This window comes from Stenotrophomonas terrae, from assembly GCF_039674165.1.
Classification (GTDB): Bacteria; Pseudomonadota; Gammaproteobacteria; order Xanthomonadales; family Xanthomonadaceae; genus Stenotrophomonas; species Stenotrophomonas terrae_A.
The window spans coordinates 1-15,322 of the sequence record NZ_JBDJMY010000046.1; the positions used below are offsets into that span (position 1 = coordinate 1).

At 64.7% G+C, this 15,322-nt stretch carries 12 protein-coding genes; 5 read left to right on the forward strand and 7 right to left on the reverse strand.

The window, feature by feature from the left end; all coding sequences use genetic code 11:
- Positions 1 to 309: 309 nt before the first annotated feature.
- The 3 genes from ABE493_RS16155 to ABE493_RS16165 all read right to left on the reverse strand — a co-directional run bounded on the left by ABE493_RS16155 (position 310) and on the right by ABE493_RS16165 (position 4,694).
- Positions 310 to 2,223 carry a M61 family metallopeptidase gene (locus ABE493_RS16155; RefSeq protein ID WP_346499925.1) on the reverse strand — a complete coding sequence of 638 codons (1,914 nt, stop codon included), beginning with the start codon at positions 2,221 to 2,223 and terminating at the stop codon, positions 310 to 312.
- 302 nt (positions 2,224 to 2,525) lie between these two features.
- Positions 2,526 to 3,710: an OmpA family protein gene (locus tag ABE493_RS16160; protein ID WP_346499904.1), complete on the reverse strand. Its 1,185-nt coding sequence runs from the start codon at positions 3,708 to 3,710 to the stop codon at positions 2,526 to 2,528.
- 78 nt (positions 3,711 to 3,788) lie between these two features.
- Positions 3,789 to 4,694, reverse strand: a complete 906-nt coding sequence (locus tag ABE493_RS16165; RefSeq protein WP_346499905.1) for a LysR family transcriptional regulator — start codon at positions 4,692 to 4,694, stop codon at positions 3,789 to 3,791.
- A gap of 125 nt (positions 4,695 to 4,819) precedes the next feature.
- Here ABE493_RS16165 and ABE493_RS16170 point away from each other — a divergent pair, with 125 nt between their 5' ends.
- The 5 genes from ABE493_RS16170 to ABE493_RS16190 all read left to right on the forward strand — a co-directional run bounded on the left by ABE493_RS16170 (position 4,820) and on the right by ABE493_RS16190 (position 10,220).
- The gene (locus ABE493_RS16170; protein ID WP_346499906.1) at positions 4,820 to 5,686 is read left to right on the forward strand and encodes a pirin family protein; all 867 of its coding nucleotides are present in this window, start codon (positions 4,820 to 4,822) and stop codon (positions 5,684 to 5,686) included.
- 169 nt (positions 5,687 to 5,855) lie between these two features.
- The gene (gene ycaC, locus ABE493_RS16175) at positions 5,856 to 6,482 is read left to right on the forward strand and encodes an isochorismate family cysteine hydrolase YcaC (RefSeq protein WP_346499907.1); all 627 of its coding nucleotides are present in this window, start codon (positions 5,856 to 5,858) and stop codon (positions 6,480 to 6,482) included.
- A 141-nt stretch (positions 6,483 to 6,623) separates the two neighbouring features.
- Positions 6,624 to 8,045 carry a short-chain fatty acid transporter gene (locus ABE493_RS16180; protein WP_346499908.1) on the forward strand — a complete coding sequence of 474 codons (1,422 nt, stop codon included), beginning with the start codon at positions 6,624 to 6,626 and terminating at the stop codon, positions 8,043 to 8,045.
- Positions 8,046 to 8,419: 374 nt separating this feature from the next.
- Entirely contained in the window at positions 8,420 to 8,869 is a 450-nt protein-coding gene (locus tag ABE493_RS16185; protein ID WP_430980801.1) for a nuclear transport factor 2 family protein, read from the forward strand.
- 178 nt (positions 8,870 to 9,047) lie between these two features.
- Positions 9,048 to 10,220, forward strand: a complete 1,173-nt coding sequence (locus ABE493_RS16190; protein ID WP_346499909.1) for a DUF3667 domain-containing protein — start codon at positions 9,048 to 9,050, stop codon at positions 10,218 to 10,220.
- A 127-nt stretch (positions 10,221 to 10,347) separates the two neighbouring features.
- Here the strand turns inward: ABE493_RS16190 and rlmF are convergent, their stop codons facing one another.
- From rlmF to ABE493_RS16210, 4 genes are all read right to left on the reverse strand, one after another.
- A complete protein-coding gene (rlmF, locus tag ABE493_RS16195) occupies positions 10,348 to 11,337 on the reverse strand; it encodes a 23S rRNA (adenine(1618)-N(6))-methyltransferase RlmF (protein WP_346499910.1) in 990 nt (329 codons plus the stop codon).
- 283 nt (positions 11,338 to 11,620) lie between these two features.
- The gene (gene tmk, locus ABE493_RS16200; protein WP_346499911.1) at positions 11,621 to 12,283 is read right to left on the reverse strand and encodes a dTMP kinase; all 663 of its coding nucleotides are present in this window, start codon (positions 12,281 to 12,283) and stop codon (positions 11,621 to 11,623) included.
- A gap of 88 nt (positions 12,284 to 12,371) precedes the next feature.
- Positions 12,372 to 12,812 (reverse strand): hypothetical protein, encoded by a 441-nt coding sequence (locus ABE493_RS16205; protein ID WP_346499912.1) that lies wholly within the window; start codon positions 12,810 to 12,812, stop codon positions 12,372 to 12,374.
- Between the two features lie 124 nt (positions 12,813 to 12,936).
- Positions 12,937 to 15,075, reverse strand: a complete 2,139-nt coding sequence (locus tag ABE493_RS16210; RefSeq protein WP_346499913.1) for a prolyl oligopeptidase family serine peptidase — start codon at positions 15,073 to 15,075, stop codon at positions 12,937 to 12,939.
- Positions 15,076 to 15,322 lie beyond the last annotated feature (247 nt).

Here is a 15,322-nt window from a genome sequence, read left to right on the forward strand (position 1 = left end):
GGCTTTTGGCTTTTGGCTTTTGGCTTTTGGCTTTTGGCTTTTGGCTTTTGGCTTTTGGCTTTTGGCTTTTGGCTTTTGGCTTTTGGCTTTTGGCTTTTGGCTTTTGGCTTTGTCCCTTCTCCCGCAAGCGGGAGAAGGTGCCCCGCAGGGGCGGATGAGGGGGGCTTTTGGTTTTGCGGTAAAGCCTCTGCCGAGCATGGCTCGGCACTACAGGTATCGCTTGGCTCTGCTTTAGCCCTTCTCCCGCTTGCGGGAGAAGGGCCGTCCCCGCGAAGGCGGGGATGCCCCGCAAGGGGCGCATGAGGTGCTTTATTTGCGGGCGGTGAAGATCGGGGTCAGGTAGTCGGCCTTGCCTTCGATGCGTTCCAGCGTTGGGTAACGCAGGCCATCGTGGTAGTCGATGCTCAGCGTGCGATAGACATCCATTTCCTTGACCAGCAGGCGTACCGGCTGCTTGCTGTCCTTGGCCGCGCGTACCGCTTCTTCCAGTTCGTCGGCGCTGTACTGCAGATCATTCACTGCCAGCACCTGCATGCCGGTGCCAACGCCGGCGTTGAACGCGGCGCTGTCCCAACGCACTTCATTGACGTAACCGGCCGGGCTCAGCGACACGCCCAGCGAATAGATGAAGTTGGCGCCACGGCCCTTCATCATTGCCTTGAAGTAGGCGCTGGGCTTGTCCTTGTAGACCAGCTTCCAACCCGCGGCCTCGATTCCGCCAACCAGGCCGGCGCGATGATCCACACGCTCCCCCAGGAACTTCGACCAGTCGCCGGTGGGCTGCACCTGCTCCAGGGTCGCGGCGACATCTTCGAAGGTATACGTGTCAGGACGTTCCCATTGGCCGTCGTTCTGGCCGAAGAAGGCTTTGGCGAAATCGTCCAGGCTGCGCTTGCCGCCGCTGAGCGTGCGCAGGCGCACATCCGCTTCCAGCCACAGCATCTGCCCGCCCTGGTAGTAGTCCTCGCTCATCTGGTAGCCGCGATAGGGCTTGGGCTTGCGACGGGCGATCACCGGGTCGTTGGTGGTGTCGCCGAGCGAGCGCCACTCCAGACCGGGGCGGTTATCGGCATAGGTGGCCGCCACCATCGCCAGGGCATCGCGCGAGGCTTCCTGCGGGCGGATGCCGGCGCGGGCGGTCAGCACATTGCCCCAGTACTGGGTCTGGCCTTCGTATACCCACAGCAGGCTGCCCTGCATCGGCACGTTGTAGTTCGGCGTGGCCAGGTCGGCCGGGCGGCGGTACTTGCCATCCCAGGAATGGGTGTATTCGTGGCCGAGCAGATCGCTGCTGCCGATCTTCGCATCCCAGCCACTGAAGTAGTCACGGTCTTCGCTGTTCTCGCTGGAGCGCTGGTGTTCCAGGCCGATACCGCCAAGCTGGTTGGTCACCGCGAACAGGAAATCGTAGTGGTCGTAATGCTCGGCACCAAACAGCTTGCGTGCCTGGGTGACCAGCGCGCGGTGTTGTTCAATGTGCTCGGGCTTGGCTTCCAGGTCCTTGGCGCGGTCGGCAAACACATTCAGGCGCACCGGGCGGGTGCCGGCTGGGGCCAGCTCGAACATGCGGTGGTAGCGGCCGGCGAAGACCGGCGAGTCGACCAGGATTTCGAGATTGGTCGGCGCGTAGTTGACGGTGTCTCCAGTGCGGCTGGCCACGGTCAACGCGCTGGCCGCGTCCCAGCCCTGCGGGTAGCGCGCACTGGCCTGGTAGGTGATGGCATGCGCGGCGTGGCCGGCCGGGTACAGCAGCATCGCGTTCCACTGCAGGTTGAGCATGTTCGGCGTCATCACCGTGCGGCCCTGCGCCGAATCGGTGGGGCTGAGGAACTGGAAGTCCATGCGCAGTTCGCTCACGCCCTCGGGCACCTGCACGTTGAAGGTGTAGACATCGAGCGGGTCACGCAGCCACTGCAGGCGCTGGCCGTTGGCATTGATCACCAGGCCGGCCAGTTTCTCGATCTGACCGGTGGGCGAATGGCTGCCCGGCAACCAGGCCGGGTAATGGAAGCGCTGCAGGCCCGGTTGTACCGGCACCGTCTGCCGCACCTTGAACACACGCTGGCCCAGGTCGGTGGCGTCGACCTCCAGGCGGATGGTGCCCGGGTACGCGGCTTCGCTGATCGTCACTCCGCGAGCATCCACGTCAGCCACCTGCGGCGACGCACAGGCCAAACCCATGGCGGCCATCAGGGCCACCCCCAGTACTGCAGGACGGAACACATGCATCAGCAACCTCTCGCTTATCTGAGAGGGCCATGATGCGACAAGCCTGCAGGGCATGACACGGGCCGTTGGTCATCTGTGCGGGTTTTGGCTTTGCGGGTTCTGGTTGTTGTGGGAGCGGTGTAAACCGCGAAGCCTGCAATGCCTGTGGGTTCGGCATTGCTGGTGATCCGCGTCGCCTCGATGTGGATCTGGCTGGCTGCTGCTTCGGAGGGAACAGGGGCTTCGCGGCTTATGCCGCTCCTACACAGCAACAGTGGCTTCGCGGCTTACGCCGCTCCCACAAACAAAGCCTGGATTTACGTGCGGACAAATATCTCCACGCGGCGATTCAACTGCCGGCCGCCTGGGTTGTCTTTACCATCAACCTCATTCGGTGCAACCGGTTGCGATTCGCCATAACCGTGCGCGCTGGCATCGGTAGCGCTGCCGCGCTCGCGCAACGCTGCCAGCACCGCCTGTGCGCGGCGTTCGGACAGGTTCTGGTTGTAGTCGTCACTGCCCTTGGCGTCGGTATGGCCGCGGATCTCCATCGCGCTGGAAGGCACCTTGCCCAGCGCCGTCGCCAGCACATCCAGCACCTTGCCGGCGTCGGGACGGATGACGTCCTTGTCGAAATCGAACAAGACCTTGTCATTGAGGATGATGACGTAACCGCACGGCGCCCCGGAGGGCTTGAACTTGTCCAGCAGCGGGAACTTGCCGGCTGGCGGCAAGGGCGGCAACGGCGCCATCTTCACTTCGCGCGGCACCGCACCGATGGTGCCGGTTCCGTCGCCACGGTTTTCAACGATGCCCTCCGGGCCGCCAATCCATTTGCCCGAACCATCGGCATTGATCTCGATGCTGCCCTCGCCGCCCACCCAGCTGCCCGAACCATCGCCGTGGTTCTCGATGGTGCCAAAGCCACCCACCCAACTGCCGGCGCCCTTGCCATCCAGTTCGATATTGCCGTGGCTGCCCACATAGGTACCGGAGCCATCCGCATTCACTTCGAAGGTGCCGGCATCGTTGACGACGCTCCCGCTGCCATCGGGCTTCACTTCCACCACGCCGTCGCCGGTGACCGCCTGACCGCTGCCATCGGCGCCGATATTGAATACGCCATGCCCGCCTACGCGCTCCAGGTTGCCCTGCGCATCGACATTGGTGAAGCCGCTTTCATTGACCAGGCCACCGTCGGTGGCGCAGTTGGCCGGACGCACGCTGATGCCGGCCAGCGGATCGATCAGCGATTGCATCGACAACTCCAGGCGCTTCTGCGCCGGGCCACTGCCGATGATGCTGGGCACCATGATGGTCGGTATCACCGGGAATTCGATGCTGCCTGCGGTGAGCACTTCGGTGCCGGCGGGTGCTGCTGCCGGGGCTGCCGCAGCGGCTGATTCAGGCGTTGCGACAACGGTTTTATCGGGGGATGGCCCACGCCCGCAGGCAGCGACCAGAACGGTGGCACAGGCCAGTGACACGACAGCAACACGCATGCAGCAACTCCCTTTGTGCGAATTGCATAGTCTTGCCAAGCCGGCGTTCAATTTCCGTGACCATCAACAACTTGCCGCTCAGCACTCATCCAGCGCCGCGAACGATGCGGCCAGGTGATCGATGAACAAACGCACCGACGGCAGCAGGCCACGCCGTGACGGGAACACCGCGTGGATGATCTCCTTCGGCGGTGCCCATCCCGGGGCCACATTGACCAGCTGCCCAGCCTGCAGCGCATCGCGCACGATCATCGTTGGCAACTGCGCCACGCCCACGCCCGCCAACGCTGCGGCCCGCAACGCCAGCATGCCGCGGGTTATCAAGCGGGGATGATGCGGCACTTCGGCAATGGCGCCGTCAGGGCCGATCAGGCGCCAGGCATGCTCGCCCTGCGGCACGCCCAGCGCAACGCTGGGCAATTGATGCAGATCGGCCGGGCCGTGCGCGTGGCCATGCGTGTCCAGCAGCGAGGGTGCCGCCACCAGGCACTGGGTGCGCTCGGCCAGCACCTTCAGCACCAGCTCGCTGTCTTCCAGCGGCGGCGGGCGCACGCGGATGGCGACGTCGAAGCCTTCGGCAATGACATCGACGCGGCGATTGGTGGCGTCCAGGTGCACTTCCACATCCGGGCAGTGCGCCATGAAATCAGCCACCATCGCTGCCACCCGGAAATCCAGCAGCATGGTCGGGCAGCTGACCCGCACCACGCCGCGCGGCTGCGAGCGGGTTACCTCGATCGACTCGGCGGCGGCCTCGGCTTCGACCAGCATGGCCCGGCAGTGGGCGTAGAAGGTCTGGCCGACCTCGGTAACCGAGAAGTGGCGGGTGGAACGCTGGATCAGCCGCACGCCCAGGCGTTCTTCCAGCAGCGCGATGCGCCGGCTGAGCTTGGACTTGGGCTCGCCCAGCGCGCGCCCGGCCGGGGCAAAACCGCCGTGCTCGACCACCTTGGCGTAGTAGTACAGGTCGTTCAGGTCCTGCATGCCGGCTCCAGCGTTCACCAAATAGGACTATGAGACCACTTTTTGCCGACTACCGGCATGATCGTCCCAAATCTATCTTTACTCCAGCGCTGGCGCACTCCCCGCGCCGCCCAAGGAGCAGACAGATGAAGAAGATCAGTGGCCTGTACAGCGCCCCCCGCCCGCATTGGGTAGGTGATGGCTTCCCGGTCCGTTCGTTGTTTTCGTACAACACCCATGGCCGCCAGCTCAGTCCGTTCCTGCTGCTGGACCATGCCGGCCCGGCCGAATTCAGCCCCACCGACACCCCGCGCGGCGTGGGCCAGCACCCGCACCGTGGCTTCGAGACCGTCACCATCGTCTATGACGGCGAAGTGGCGCACCGCGACTCCACCGGCGCCGGTGGCGAGATCGGCCCGGGCGACGTGCAGTGGATGACCGCTGCCTCCGGCATCCTGCACGAGGAGTTCCATTCCGAGGCGTTCACCCAGCGCGGCGGCAAGCTGGAGATGGTGCAGTTGTGGGTCAACCTGCCGGCCAAGGACAAGATGGCCGCGCCGGGCTACCAGAACATCGGCAATGCCGACATTCCGGTGGTGCCGCTGGCCGATGACGCCGGCACGGTGCGGGTGATTGCCGGTGAGTTCGGCGGCCAACGCGGCCCGGCCCGCACGCATACGCCGATGGACGTGTGGGACCTGCACCTGTCGCGTGACAAGCACACCACCCTGCAGTTCGCGCAGGGCCACACCGTGGCGATGGTGGTGCTGCACGGCACCGTGCAGTTCAACGGCAGCCAGCTTGTCCGCGAAGGCCAGCGGGTGCTGTTCGACCGCGCTGCCGGTGAGGTGGAAATGGAGGCAAATGCCGACGCCACCGTGCTGGTGCTGGCCGGCGAGCCTATCGATGAGCCCATCGCCGGCTACGGCCCGTTCGTGATGAACACGCAGGAAGAAATCCGTCAGGCGATGGATGACTTCAACTCCGGCCGCTTCGGTCAGATGGCGGCGTAACGCTTCAAGCCCCTCTCCCTCGGGAGAGGGGTTGGGGTGAGGGCAAACGAAGCCAGCACTCGCTAACAACCCGTGCATTTCAACGTTCAACGATGCATTGCAATCGCACCCTCATCCGCCCCTTCGGGGCACCTTCCCCCGGAGGGGGAAGGAGAATCAGGAGCCTCCCATGAGCAAGCCTTACACCCGCCTCGACAAGGACAACGTCGCCGTACTGCTGGTCGATCACCAGACCGGCCTGCTGTCGCTGGTCCGCGATATCGACCCGGACAAGTTCAAGAACAACGTGCTGGCGCTGGCCGACATCGCCAAGTACTTCAAGCTGCCCACCCTGCTCACCACCAGCTTCGAAGATGGCCCGAACGGCCCCTTGGTGCCGGAGCTGAAAGCACTGTTCCCGGATGCGCCGTATATCGCCCGCCCCGGCCAGATCAATGCCTGGGACAACGAAGACTTCGTCAAGGCGGTCAAGGCCACTGGCAAGAAGCAGCTGCTGATTGCCGGCGTGGTCACCGAAGTCTGCGTAGCGTTCCCGACGCTGTCGGCGCTGGCCGAGGACTTCGAAGTGTTTGTCGTCGCCGATGCCTCGGGCACCTTCAACAGCATGACCCAGCAGGCCGCCTGGAGCCGCATGGAACAGGCCGGCGCGCAGCTGATGACCTGGTTCGGCGTGGCCTGCGAGCTGCACCGCGACTGGCGCAATGACGTGGAAGGCCTGGGCGCGCTGTTCTCCAACCACATCCCCGACTACCGCAACCTGATCACCGGCTACACCAAGCTCATGGCCGGAAAGTAAGCCCGCAACTTGCAACAAGACGCCGCCTGCCCGCAGGCGCCGTTTTTTGCATGAATACGCAGGCACTATCCGAAGGTCCAGTTCCGCGCATCGCCCTTGCCGCGCTACCGTCCCCCGGTTGTTTCCACACGGTAGTAGCCCATGCAATCCACCACCCAAGACACCGCCTCGGCGCGCTTCGCCATCCGCTGCGCGAACTTTGCCGAGCGCTGGTTCCCCGACTCCTGGGTGTTTGCCGCCCTCGCCCTGGCCGCCGTGTCGCTGGCCGCACTGTCCATCGGCGCCGCGCCTACCGAAACCGCCAAGGCCTTCGGTGACGGCTTCTGGAGCCTGATCCCCTTCACCATGCAGATGGCCTTCGTGGTGATCGGCGGCTATGTGGTGGCCTCGTCCGGCCCCGCCTCGCACCTGATCGACCGTTTGGCGCGTGTGCCCAACAACGGCCGCACCGCCGTTGCCCTGGTGGCCATCGTGTCGATGACCGCCTCACTGCTGAACTGGGGCCTGAGTCTGGTCTTCGCCGGCCTGCTGGTGCGCGCCCTGGCACGCCGCAGCGAGCTGAAGATGGATTACCGCGCCGCCGGTGCTGCCGCCTATCTCGGCCTGGGCGCGGTATGGGCGCTGGGCCTGTCCTCGTCGGCCGCGCAGCTGCAGGCCAACCCGGCCAGCCTGCCGCCGTCGATCCTGTCGATCACCGGCGTCATTCCGTTCACCGAAACCATCTTCCTGTGGCAATCCGGCGTATTGCTGGCCGCACTGGTGCTGGTGTCGCTGGTGATTTCCTATGTCACCGCGCCGGCCGCCAACTCCGCAAAGGATGCCGCTGACTGCGGCGTGGACGTCACCACCGATGCGGCACCGGCCAAAACCAAGCCCACCCGCCCCGGCGAATGGTTGGAACACAGCCCCTTGCTGATCCTGCTGCTGGTGGCACTGGCCGCAGGCTGGTTGATCCACGAATTCAGCACCAAGCCGGCCATCCAGGCGATCTCTGGCTTGAACACCTACAACCTGCTGTTCCTGATGGCCGGCGCGCTGCTGCACTGGCGCCCGCGCAGCTTCCTTGATGCCGTATCACGCGCAGTGCCGTCCACCACCGGCGTGCTGATCCAGTTCCCGCTGTACGGCTCCATCGCCGCCATCATGACCACGGTCAACGGCAGCGAAGGCCATAGCGTGGCCCACATCATCTCCACCTTCTTCACCCAGATCGCCAGCCACGACACCTATGCGCTGCTGATGGGCAGCTACTCGGCGGTGCTGGGCTTCTTCATCCCGTCCGGCGGTGGCAAGTGGATCATCGAGGCCCCGTACGTGATGCAGGTGGCCAATGACCTGCATTACCACCTGGGCTGGTCGGTGCAGATCTACAACGCTGCAGAAGCCCTGCCCAACCTGATCAACCCGTTCTACATGCTGCCGCTGCTCGGCGTGCTCGGCCTGAAGGCACGCGACCTGATCGGCTTCACCTTCGTGCAGCTGCTGGTGCACACACCGCTGGTACTGCTGTTGTTGTGGGCACTGGGCGCGACGCTGACCTATACGCCGCCTGTGATGCCCTGATCGATTGCTGCAGTTGTTGAAAGCAGAACGCCACGCAATGCGTGGCGTTTTGCTTTATTGCGACGGTATTGGGCAGATCAAATACGGGGACGCAAAAACACCCCCTCCCAACCTCCCCCTTGGCTCCGCCAAAGGGGAGGAGCAAGGCAGCGCAACTATTCGCCCCTTCCCTTGCGCAGCGCGCAGGGGTGACGAAGGCCTGCGTGCGCGCCACTGGCGCGCGGCCTGATGAACCACCGAAGGCTGTGCGTTCGGGCCGGGCGGATTGGAGAGGCCAGCATTTTATGTTCGCCGAAATCTTGATGACCTCCAGCCCATTGCATCCCCGCCAGTAACTGCCACGATTCCCCAACCATCACCCTCAGGAGCCAGCCATGCGGTCCACTGCACTACGCGTGTTTGTTGTGGGAATGCTCTGCCTTGCTGGCAACGCGATCGCGGCGCCGCCGGATGCGGCCACGCTGCAGGCCATCGAGGCGACGGCTTACGACTATATGGACGGCCAGCTGGAAGGCGATGTGGCGCGGGTGACGCGGGCGCTGCATCCGGATCTGGCCAAGAGGAATGTAGTTGCCAATCCCAATGAAACCCTGGGCCTGGGGCGGATGAGCTCGGATGAGTTGATCCGCTTCACCCGTGACGGCGCATTGAAGACGCCGCGTGAGCAGTGGCAGCGTACGGTGACGGTGCTGCAGGTGGATGCCGATATCGCGACGGTGCGGTTGGAGAGCCCGTGGTTCATCGATCATCTGCAGATGGGCCGGTTTGATGGGCGCTGGGTGATCGTCAATGCCTTGTGGCATCGGAAGGTTCGGGGCGGTTGAGGGTAGCGGGTGGGTGATTGGGGTCTGCTTGCCAGGAGCTTCCCCCCACCCCAACCCCTCCCCCGCAGGCGGGAGAGGGGCTCTACTTCGCTAATTGTTTTTAGCACCTGCCACTGAACAGACTCGGCAAAGCCCGTTATCGTATGCGGCTTCTGCCTGCAGCCCGCCGCGCCCACCCATGAGCCAGACCGATGTCGTGCCCTCCGCTTCAGACCATGGCAGCTGCGAGAACTGCCGCACGCCGCTGCATGGCCATTACTGCCATGGCTGCGGGCAGTCGGCGCATAACCCGCTGAAGAATTTCGGGCACGCGGTCGAGGAGGTATTCGAATCGTTCTGGCATCTGGACGGGCGCATTTTCCGCACCCTGCGCGACCTACTGGTGCCTGGCCGGGTGACGGTCAACTTCCTCAAAGGCCAGCGCGTGGGCTATGTGCAGCCGCTGCGGCTGTTTGTGATCCTCACCATTTTCACCTTCTTCGTCGGCAAGCTGACCCTGCATGCCGATGACTTCGGCACTGGTGGCAACGCCGACCCGGCCTATGCCAAGGCGCAGACCGTGGCCGAAGTGGAAACGCTGCGTGCCGCGCAGATGGCGCAGCTGGAACAGCAGCAAACGAGCAATCCCGCCGCAGCCGCCGGCTTTGCCATGGCCACCGCTGCAATCAATGCGTCGGCGGCCCAGCGCACGGCCGAGATCGAAGCCCACGTGCAGCCCGTGGCCGCCAGCCCCTCGGCGGAAGCACGCGCCAACCGCGCCGCCGCGCGCGCCGCTTCCGGCCAGAGGGGCACCTTCATCAACATCCCGGTCAACGGCAAGCCCTGGGACCCGGAAACCAACCCCATCGTGCTCGATGGCTGGCCGACGTTCGTCAGCAACTGGCTTAACCACCGTCTGGCCAATGGCCAAGCCAATGTCGACCGCATGGGCAGCAAGACGGATCTGTACGTGCAGGCCATCCTCACCGCCCTGCCTGGTGCGCTGTTCTTCCTGATGCCGATCTTCGCGCTGGTGTTGCGCATCGCCTATGTAGGGCGATCGATGGGTTACCTGGAACACCTGGTGGTGGCGCTGTACAGCCATTGCTGGCTTATGCTGGTGCTGCTGACCACCTTCCTCATTGCCGGCATCAGCAGCACGATCGGCAATGCCGTGCTCAGTTCGATCTGCGTCTGGCTGTACGTGCTGCTGTGGTTTGCGGTGCCGGTGTATCTGTTCTGGATGCAGCAGCGCGTCTACGGCGGCAACCCGATACTGACACTGCTGCGCTATACCTTCATCGGCGGCATCTATCTGTTCCTGGTCACCTTCGTGGTGATGTACGCGGTGTTGGCCGGCGTGTCGGCCTGATTCACCTTAGCCCGGTTAAGCACAGCGCACCCGGGAAGCGGCGATCAGAAGTTCTTTCCGGCCGGCCAGCTGACAGCTCCGGGTGCGCTGCGCTTACCCGGGCTACGGTGCTTGTCGGTGCACTGGTTCAAGCCTGCGCTTGCTGCATCCAAGTCTTGCGCTCTGCGCTTGAGTGGAAACTCCAGGCAACAAAGCGGCTCTGCTTGTTGCCCTGTGCCATCGCCACTTCGCGTACCTCGGCGGCGCCGACCTTGCCCAGCTGTTTGTGGAAATCGGCCAGGTGTTCGCTCTTGGCAACCAGCGAACTGAACCACAACACCTGCTGCTGGATATCCACGCTCTCGCGGATCATCCGCCGCAGGAAAGAGGCCTCGCCGCCGGTGCACCACAGCTCGTTGGCCTGACCACCGAAGTTGAGCGCCGGTGCCTTGCTGGTGCGTGCCTGCGCGCCACCCAGATTGCGCAGCTTGCGTTGGCTGCCCTGCGCCGCTTCCTTGGCCGAGGCGTGGAAGGGCGGGTTGCACATCGTCAGCTCGAAACGCTCATCGGCCTGCAGCAGGCCGGCGAACAGATTGCCGCGCGCAGGCTGCAGGCGCAGTTCGATCAAATGATCCAGCCCATTGGCCTGCACATTGGCATTGGCGGCCTGCAGCGCATCCGCATCGATATCGCTGCCGAGGAAACGCCAGCCGTATTCGGCCTGCCCCAGCAACGGATAGATGCAGTTGGCGCCAACACCAATGTCCAGCGCGCGCACGCCCTGGCCGCGAGGAATCACCCCGTTGTTGTCTGCAGCCAGCAGATCGGCCAAGCCGTGCAGATAGTCCACCCGGCCCGGTACTGGCGGGCACAGATAGCCATCGGGGATATCCCAATGCTGAATGCCGTAGTCACTGGCCAGCAGCGCGCGGTTGAGCTCGCGCACGGCTGCCGGATTGCTGAAATCGATGCTTTCAGTGCCGGCCGGCGTGCGGATCAGGTGCGCACGCAAAGCCGGATTCACCGCAACTAGCCGCACCAGGTCATAGCGGCCCTGATGGCGATTGCGCGGATGCAGCAGCGGTTGTGCCGATGCAGTGGCGGGCTTGGCACGTGGGCGTTGAGGCGAAGAAGTCATGTGCTTATGGGATACCAAGAGCGACAAGCCGGAGGCTCTCGTTGTTTGTGGGAGCGGTGTCAGCGGCGAAGCACGTACATCAGCAGATGGCACACGCTGGCGGCGCTTGGACAATCTCAGCCTCGCGGCTTACGCCGCTCCCACACGCGGTGGGATTCAAACATCTGCCTGCAGGAGCGGCGCAAGCCGCGAAGCACGTACATCAGCAGATGACATGTATTGCCTGCACCTGAGGCATTGTCAGCTTCGCGGCTTACGCCGCTCCTACAGATTCAACAGCCTTCTACAGCTCCAGACCCTGCACGTTCTGCAGCAGCTGCGCGCCATCGGCACCCACGCGCAGCGCCAGCGCCGCGGCAATCGCCACATGCGCAGCGCGCAGCACTTCAGCCTCGTTCTGGCTGGCATCGATGAGCTGCTTGTTGGGCAGATCCAGCTGCTGGAAGATCACCCGGCAGCGCTCCAGGTTCTGCGCGGTCTCGAAGTGGTTGGGCTTGTCGCCACGGGCGCGGATGCGCTCCAGCCCCTGTTCCGGCAGCAGGTCGAGCAATAGCAGCAGGTTCGGGCGCGGGGCGAAATCATTGGCCTGCAACATCTGGTCCAGCGGCAACCCGGCGGCGCCCTGGTAGGCCACCATCGACGGGAAGTAGCGGTCGAGGATGACGACCTCACCACGGGCCAAAGCCGGAGCGATCACCTCTTCCACATGCTGGCGACGGTCATGCAGCAGGTATTCCACCTCCTGCTCCGGGCTCAACCGGCCGGTGGCGGCGGTGGCGCGCAGGCGCGTGCCCCAGGGCCCGTTGGTTGGCTCCTTGCCCAGAACGACTACAGCCCCTGCTGCGCGCAGGTGCTGGGCCAAGGTATGGGCGAGCGTGGTCTTGCCGGCGCCATCAATGCCTTCGATGGCAATGAGCAGGCCGCCGGGAATCTGTTGGTTATCCATGGGCGCTACTTTAATCGGATCCGGCCGATACCACACGGCTGGACAGGGCCGCAGCATGGCCAACCGCCATGTCTGGAACAGTCCACCATCAGCGCTCGGGCGCGGTGCAGCCGTTGGCGGCGCAGTACTCGGCGGCCCGCTGGCGCTCATCCTCGGACAGTTCCGGTGGCGGCCGGGCAATGGCGGACTGGATCTGGTCGGGGCCGCCGGTGAGCTTGTTCAGGCCCTGCGCGGCCTTGGTAACCCCGTAAACGATGCCCATCATCACGTAACCGCCGCTCATACCCACCTGTTCGGGCGTGGGTGGCTCGCTCCAGTTCTTGCTGAAGCGATTGGGCGCGGCCTGCACCGGGTTCTTGAAGCGGTACAGGTCCAGCGGCTGGTCGTCTTCGGGCTTGATGGCACGCACCTCGCCCAGGGTGGTGACGTTGTCCTGCGGCGGCACCGCGCTTGTCCCGGCCTGATCCACCGCAGGCGCAGGCTCGGCAGGCGTTGCCTGCTGTGCGTGTGCCGTTCCAGCCAGCATCATCCCTGCCACCACTGCTCCCTGCCATGCGCGTGCTGCCACCACTGCCGCCTCTCGCCGTTACCCGAACAGGCAGGATACGGATACAAGCTTCAGATTTTGTTGCGTGCGCTGAACGTGATCGCATTCACTTCGTGATCGGCGGCGCCGGCATGTCCAGCGCCTGGGCGGCAAACGCCAACCGGTCCGCGCCGGCCTGTACCGCCTGCGATACGCCGCCACCGCCGCCATGGCCAGCGCCCTCCACCACCGACAGCAGCACGGGGACATCCGCAGCAGCAACCGACTGCAGCCGCGCGGCGAACTTGAAGCTGTGCGCCGGCGCTACCCGGTCGTCGGTGTCGGCGGTGGTGATCAAGGTTGGCGGATAGGCCTGGCCGGCGCGCAGGTTGTGGTACGGCGAATAGGCCAGCAGCACAGGCAGCATTTTGGGGTCGTCCGGCGAACCGTATTCTTCCGACCACAAGGCGCCATTGCCGAAGTGCGGGTAGCGCAGCATGTCCAGCACCGCCACATCCGGCAGCGCTGCACCCAGCAGCCCCGGGCGTTGGGTGATCGCCGCACCCACCAGCAAGCCGCCGTTGCTGGCGCCGGAGGCAACCACGCGGCCGGGCGCGGTCCAACCGCGCGCGATCAGTTGATCGGCCGCGTCGAAATAGGCATCGAACACGGCCTGCTTGCGCTCGCGCATGCCGGCCCGGTGCCAGGCCTCACCATATTCGCCGCCGCCGGGCAGGGTGACATAGGCATACAGGCCGCCCATATCCATCCACGCCACGTCTTCGGCCGAGAATGATGGCGTGCTGTTCAGGCCGAAGCCACCGTAGCCACGCAGCAGTACCGGCGTCCGTGATGAGGGCTGCAGGTCGCCACGACGCACCACGAACATCGACAACAACTTGCCATCGCGTGCGCGGAACCGCAGCTGCTCGGTGACATAGTCCTGCGGCGTCACCGACACCGCCGGTTGCCAGATCGGCAACAAGGCCTGTTTGGCCCGCGTATAGCGCCATTGCGCGGTGGGTCTGGCAAACGAGGTGAACTGGAAATCCACGCTGGTACGGTCATCGGCAACGGTGATTGCATGAACGCTGCCCTTGTCCGGCAAACGCACCTCTTCGCGCTTGCCGGTGTCGGCATCCACCAGCAGCACGTGGTCCGCCGCATCCTGCAGCAGCGTCACCACCAGCAGGCTGTCGCTGACGAATGCCTGTTTGATCACCCCGCCATCGCTGGCGAATATTTCCTGCGGCGCTGCCTCGGGCTGGTCGGCACGCACCATCACTACGCGGTCGCCGCGTCCGCCTTCATTGGTCTGGAAGTACAGGCGGTCATCGCGTGCGCCGGCATAGCGGTATCTCACGCCCACCCGTTCGCTGCGCTGGAACGGCCGCCACAGCGGGCCACCGGGCAGCGCGCGGATGCCGACAAAGGCACCGCCGCCGGTATAGCCGCTGTTGATCACCAGCCAACGCCCATTGCCGGACAGGCCGGCCTGGAACAGATGGTCCGGTGTTTCCGGTTGGGCGTAGACCACGCTGTCCTGCGCTGCGGGCGTGCCCAGCACATGCCGGGCCAGATACTGGTCGCGGTTGCCGGCGGTGAACTCGCTGCCCATGGCCGGTTCCGGGAAGCGGGTGTAGTACAGGCTGCGGCTATCGGCTGACCAGAATGCATCGCTGAACTTGTTCCAGCGCAGTTGATCGGGCAGCAACGTTTCGCTGGCGATATCCATCACCTGCCAGCTGCGCCAGTCCGATCCCGAACTGCGGGTGCCATAGGCCAGGTAGCGGCCATCGGGCGAAATGTTCCAGCCCGACAACGCGATACGGCCTTTCGCATCCCAGCGCAGGGGATCGAGCAGACGCCGTGCCGGATGGCCATCAACGGCTAGCCACAGGCTGACCTGCTCATCACCTGCCGCGCGTCCGCTGTAGAACGTGCGGTTGCCCACCCGGCGAGGCAATGACCTGCTCTCCACCTTCGCCAGCGCCTGCAGGCGCGTGACGATGGCAGCGCGCGCGGCAATGCCATCCAGGAAGCGGCGGCTGGTCGCGTTCTGCGCTGCCACCCAGGTGGCAACCGCGGCCGACTGGCGCGGGTCCTGTTCCAGCCAGCGGTAGGGATCGCTGAGGCGCTGCCCGCCGACCCGGTCCTGGACCGGTTGCACCGGTGTGGCCGGATAGTCCAGGCCGCCGGTTGTCGCCCCTGCGGGCGCCACGCAAGCCAGGATGGTCAGCAACCAGACGAAGCAGAAACGGTGCATGCATGCTACCCAGCAAAATGATCCTGCTATCTAGCCATGGCCGCGCAGCGCTGTATTGAACACAGACGCCGGCGGCAATGCGGGGCTCGGCACAAATGCGGCTGGCGTAGCGGAACCGCCTCCCGGCGCCGGCCCCGGCAGCTGCTAAAGACAATCCACTCCCGCCTTCCCTTGCAACCCATTCAGCCGAACATCCGCCGCGGCATCGACCGCAGCCGCACCACTTGCCTCCAGCCTTGCGGCACGG

Coding starts and splice junctions, on each gene's coding strand:
- rlmF (WP_346499910.1), bottom strand. CDS start 11,337: ATGACTTCTTCGCCTCAACGCCCACGTGCCAAGCCCGCCACTGCATCG.
- ABE493_RS16160 (WP_346499904.1), bottom strand. CDS start 3,710: ATGCGTGTTGCTGTCGTGTCACTGGCCTGTGCCACCGTTCTGGTCGCT.
- tmk (WP_346499911.1), bottom strand. CDS start 12,283: ATGGATAACCAACAGATTCCCGGCGGCCTGCTCATTGCCATCGAAGGC.
- ABE493_RS16185 (WP_430980801.1), top strand. CDS start 8,420: ATGCGGTCCACTGCACTACGCGTGTTTGTTGTGGGAATGCTCTGCCTT.
- ABE493_RS16180 (WP_346499908.1), top strand. CDS start 6,624: ATGCAATCCACCACCCAAGACACCGCCTCGGCGCGCTTCGCCATCCGC.
- ycaC (WP_346499907.1), top strand. CDS start 5,856: ATGAGCAAGCCTTACACCCGCCTCGACAAGGACAACGTCGCCGTACTG.
- ABE493_RS16205 (WP_346499912.1), bottom strand. CDS start 12,812: ATGATGCTGGCTGGAACGGCACACGCACAGCAGGCAACGCCTGCCGAG.
- ABE493_RS16210 (WP_346499913.1), bottom strand. CDS start 15,075: ATGCACCGTTTCTGCTTCGTCTGGTTGCTGACCATCCTGGCTTGCGTG.
- ABE493_RS16170 (WP_346499906.1), top strand. CDS start 4,820: ATGAAGAAGATCAGTGGCCTGTACAGCGCCCCCCGCCCGCATTGGGTA.
- ABE493_RS16165 (WP_346499905.1), bottom strand. CDS start 4,694: ATGCAGGACCTGAACGACCTGTACTACTACGCCAAGGTGGTCGAGCAC.
- ABE493_RS16190 (WP_346499909.1), top strand. CDS start 9,048: ATGAGCCAGACCGATGTCGTGCCCTCCGCTTCAGACCATGGCAGCTGC.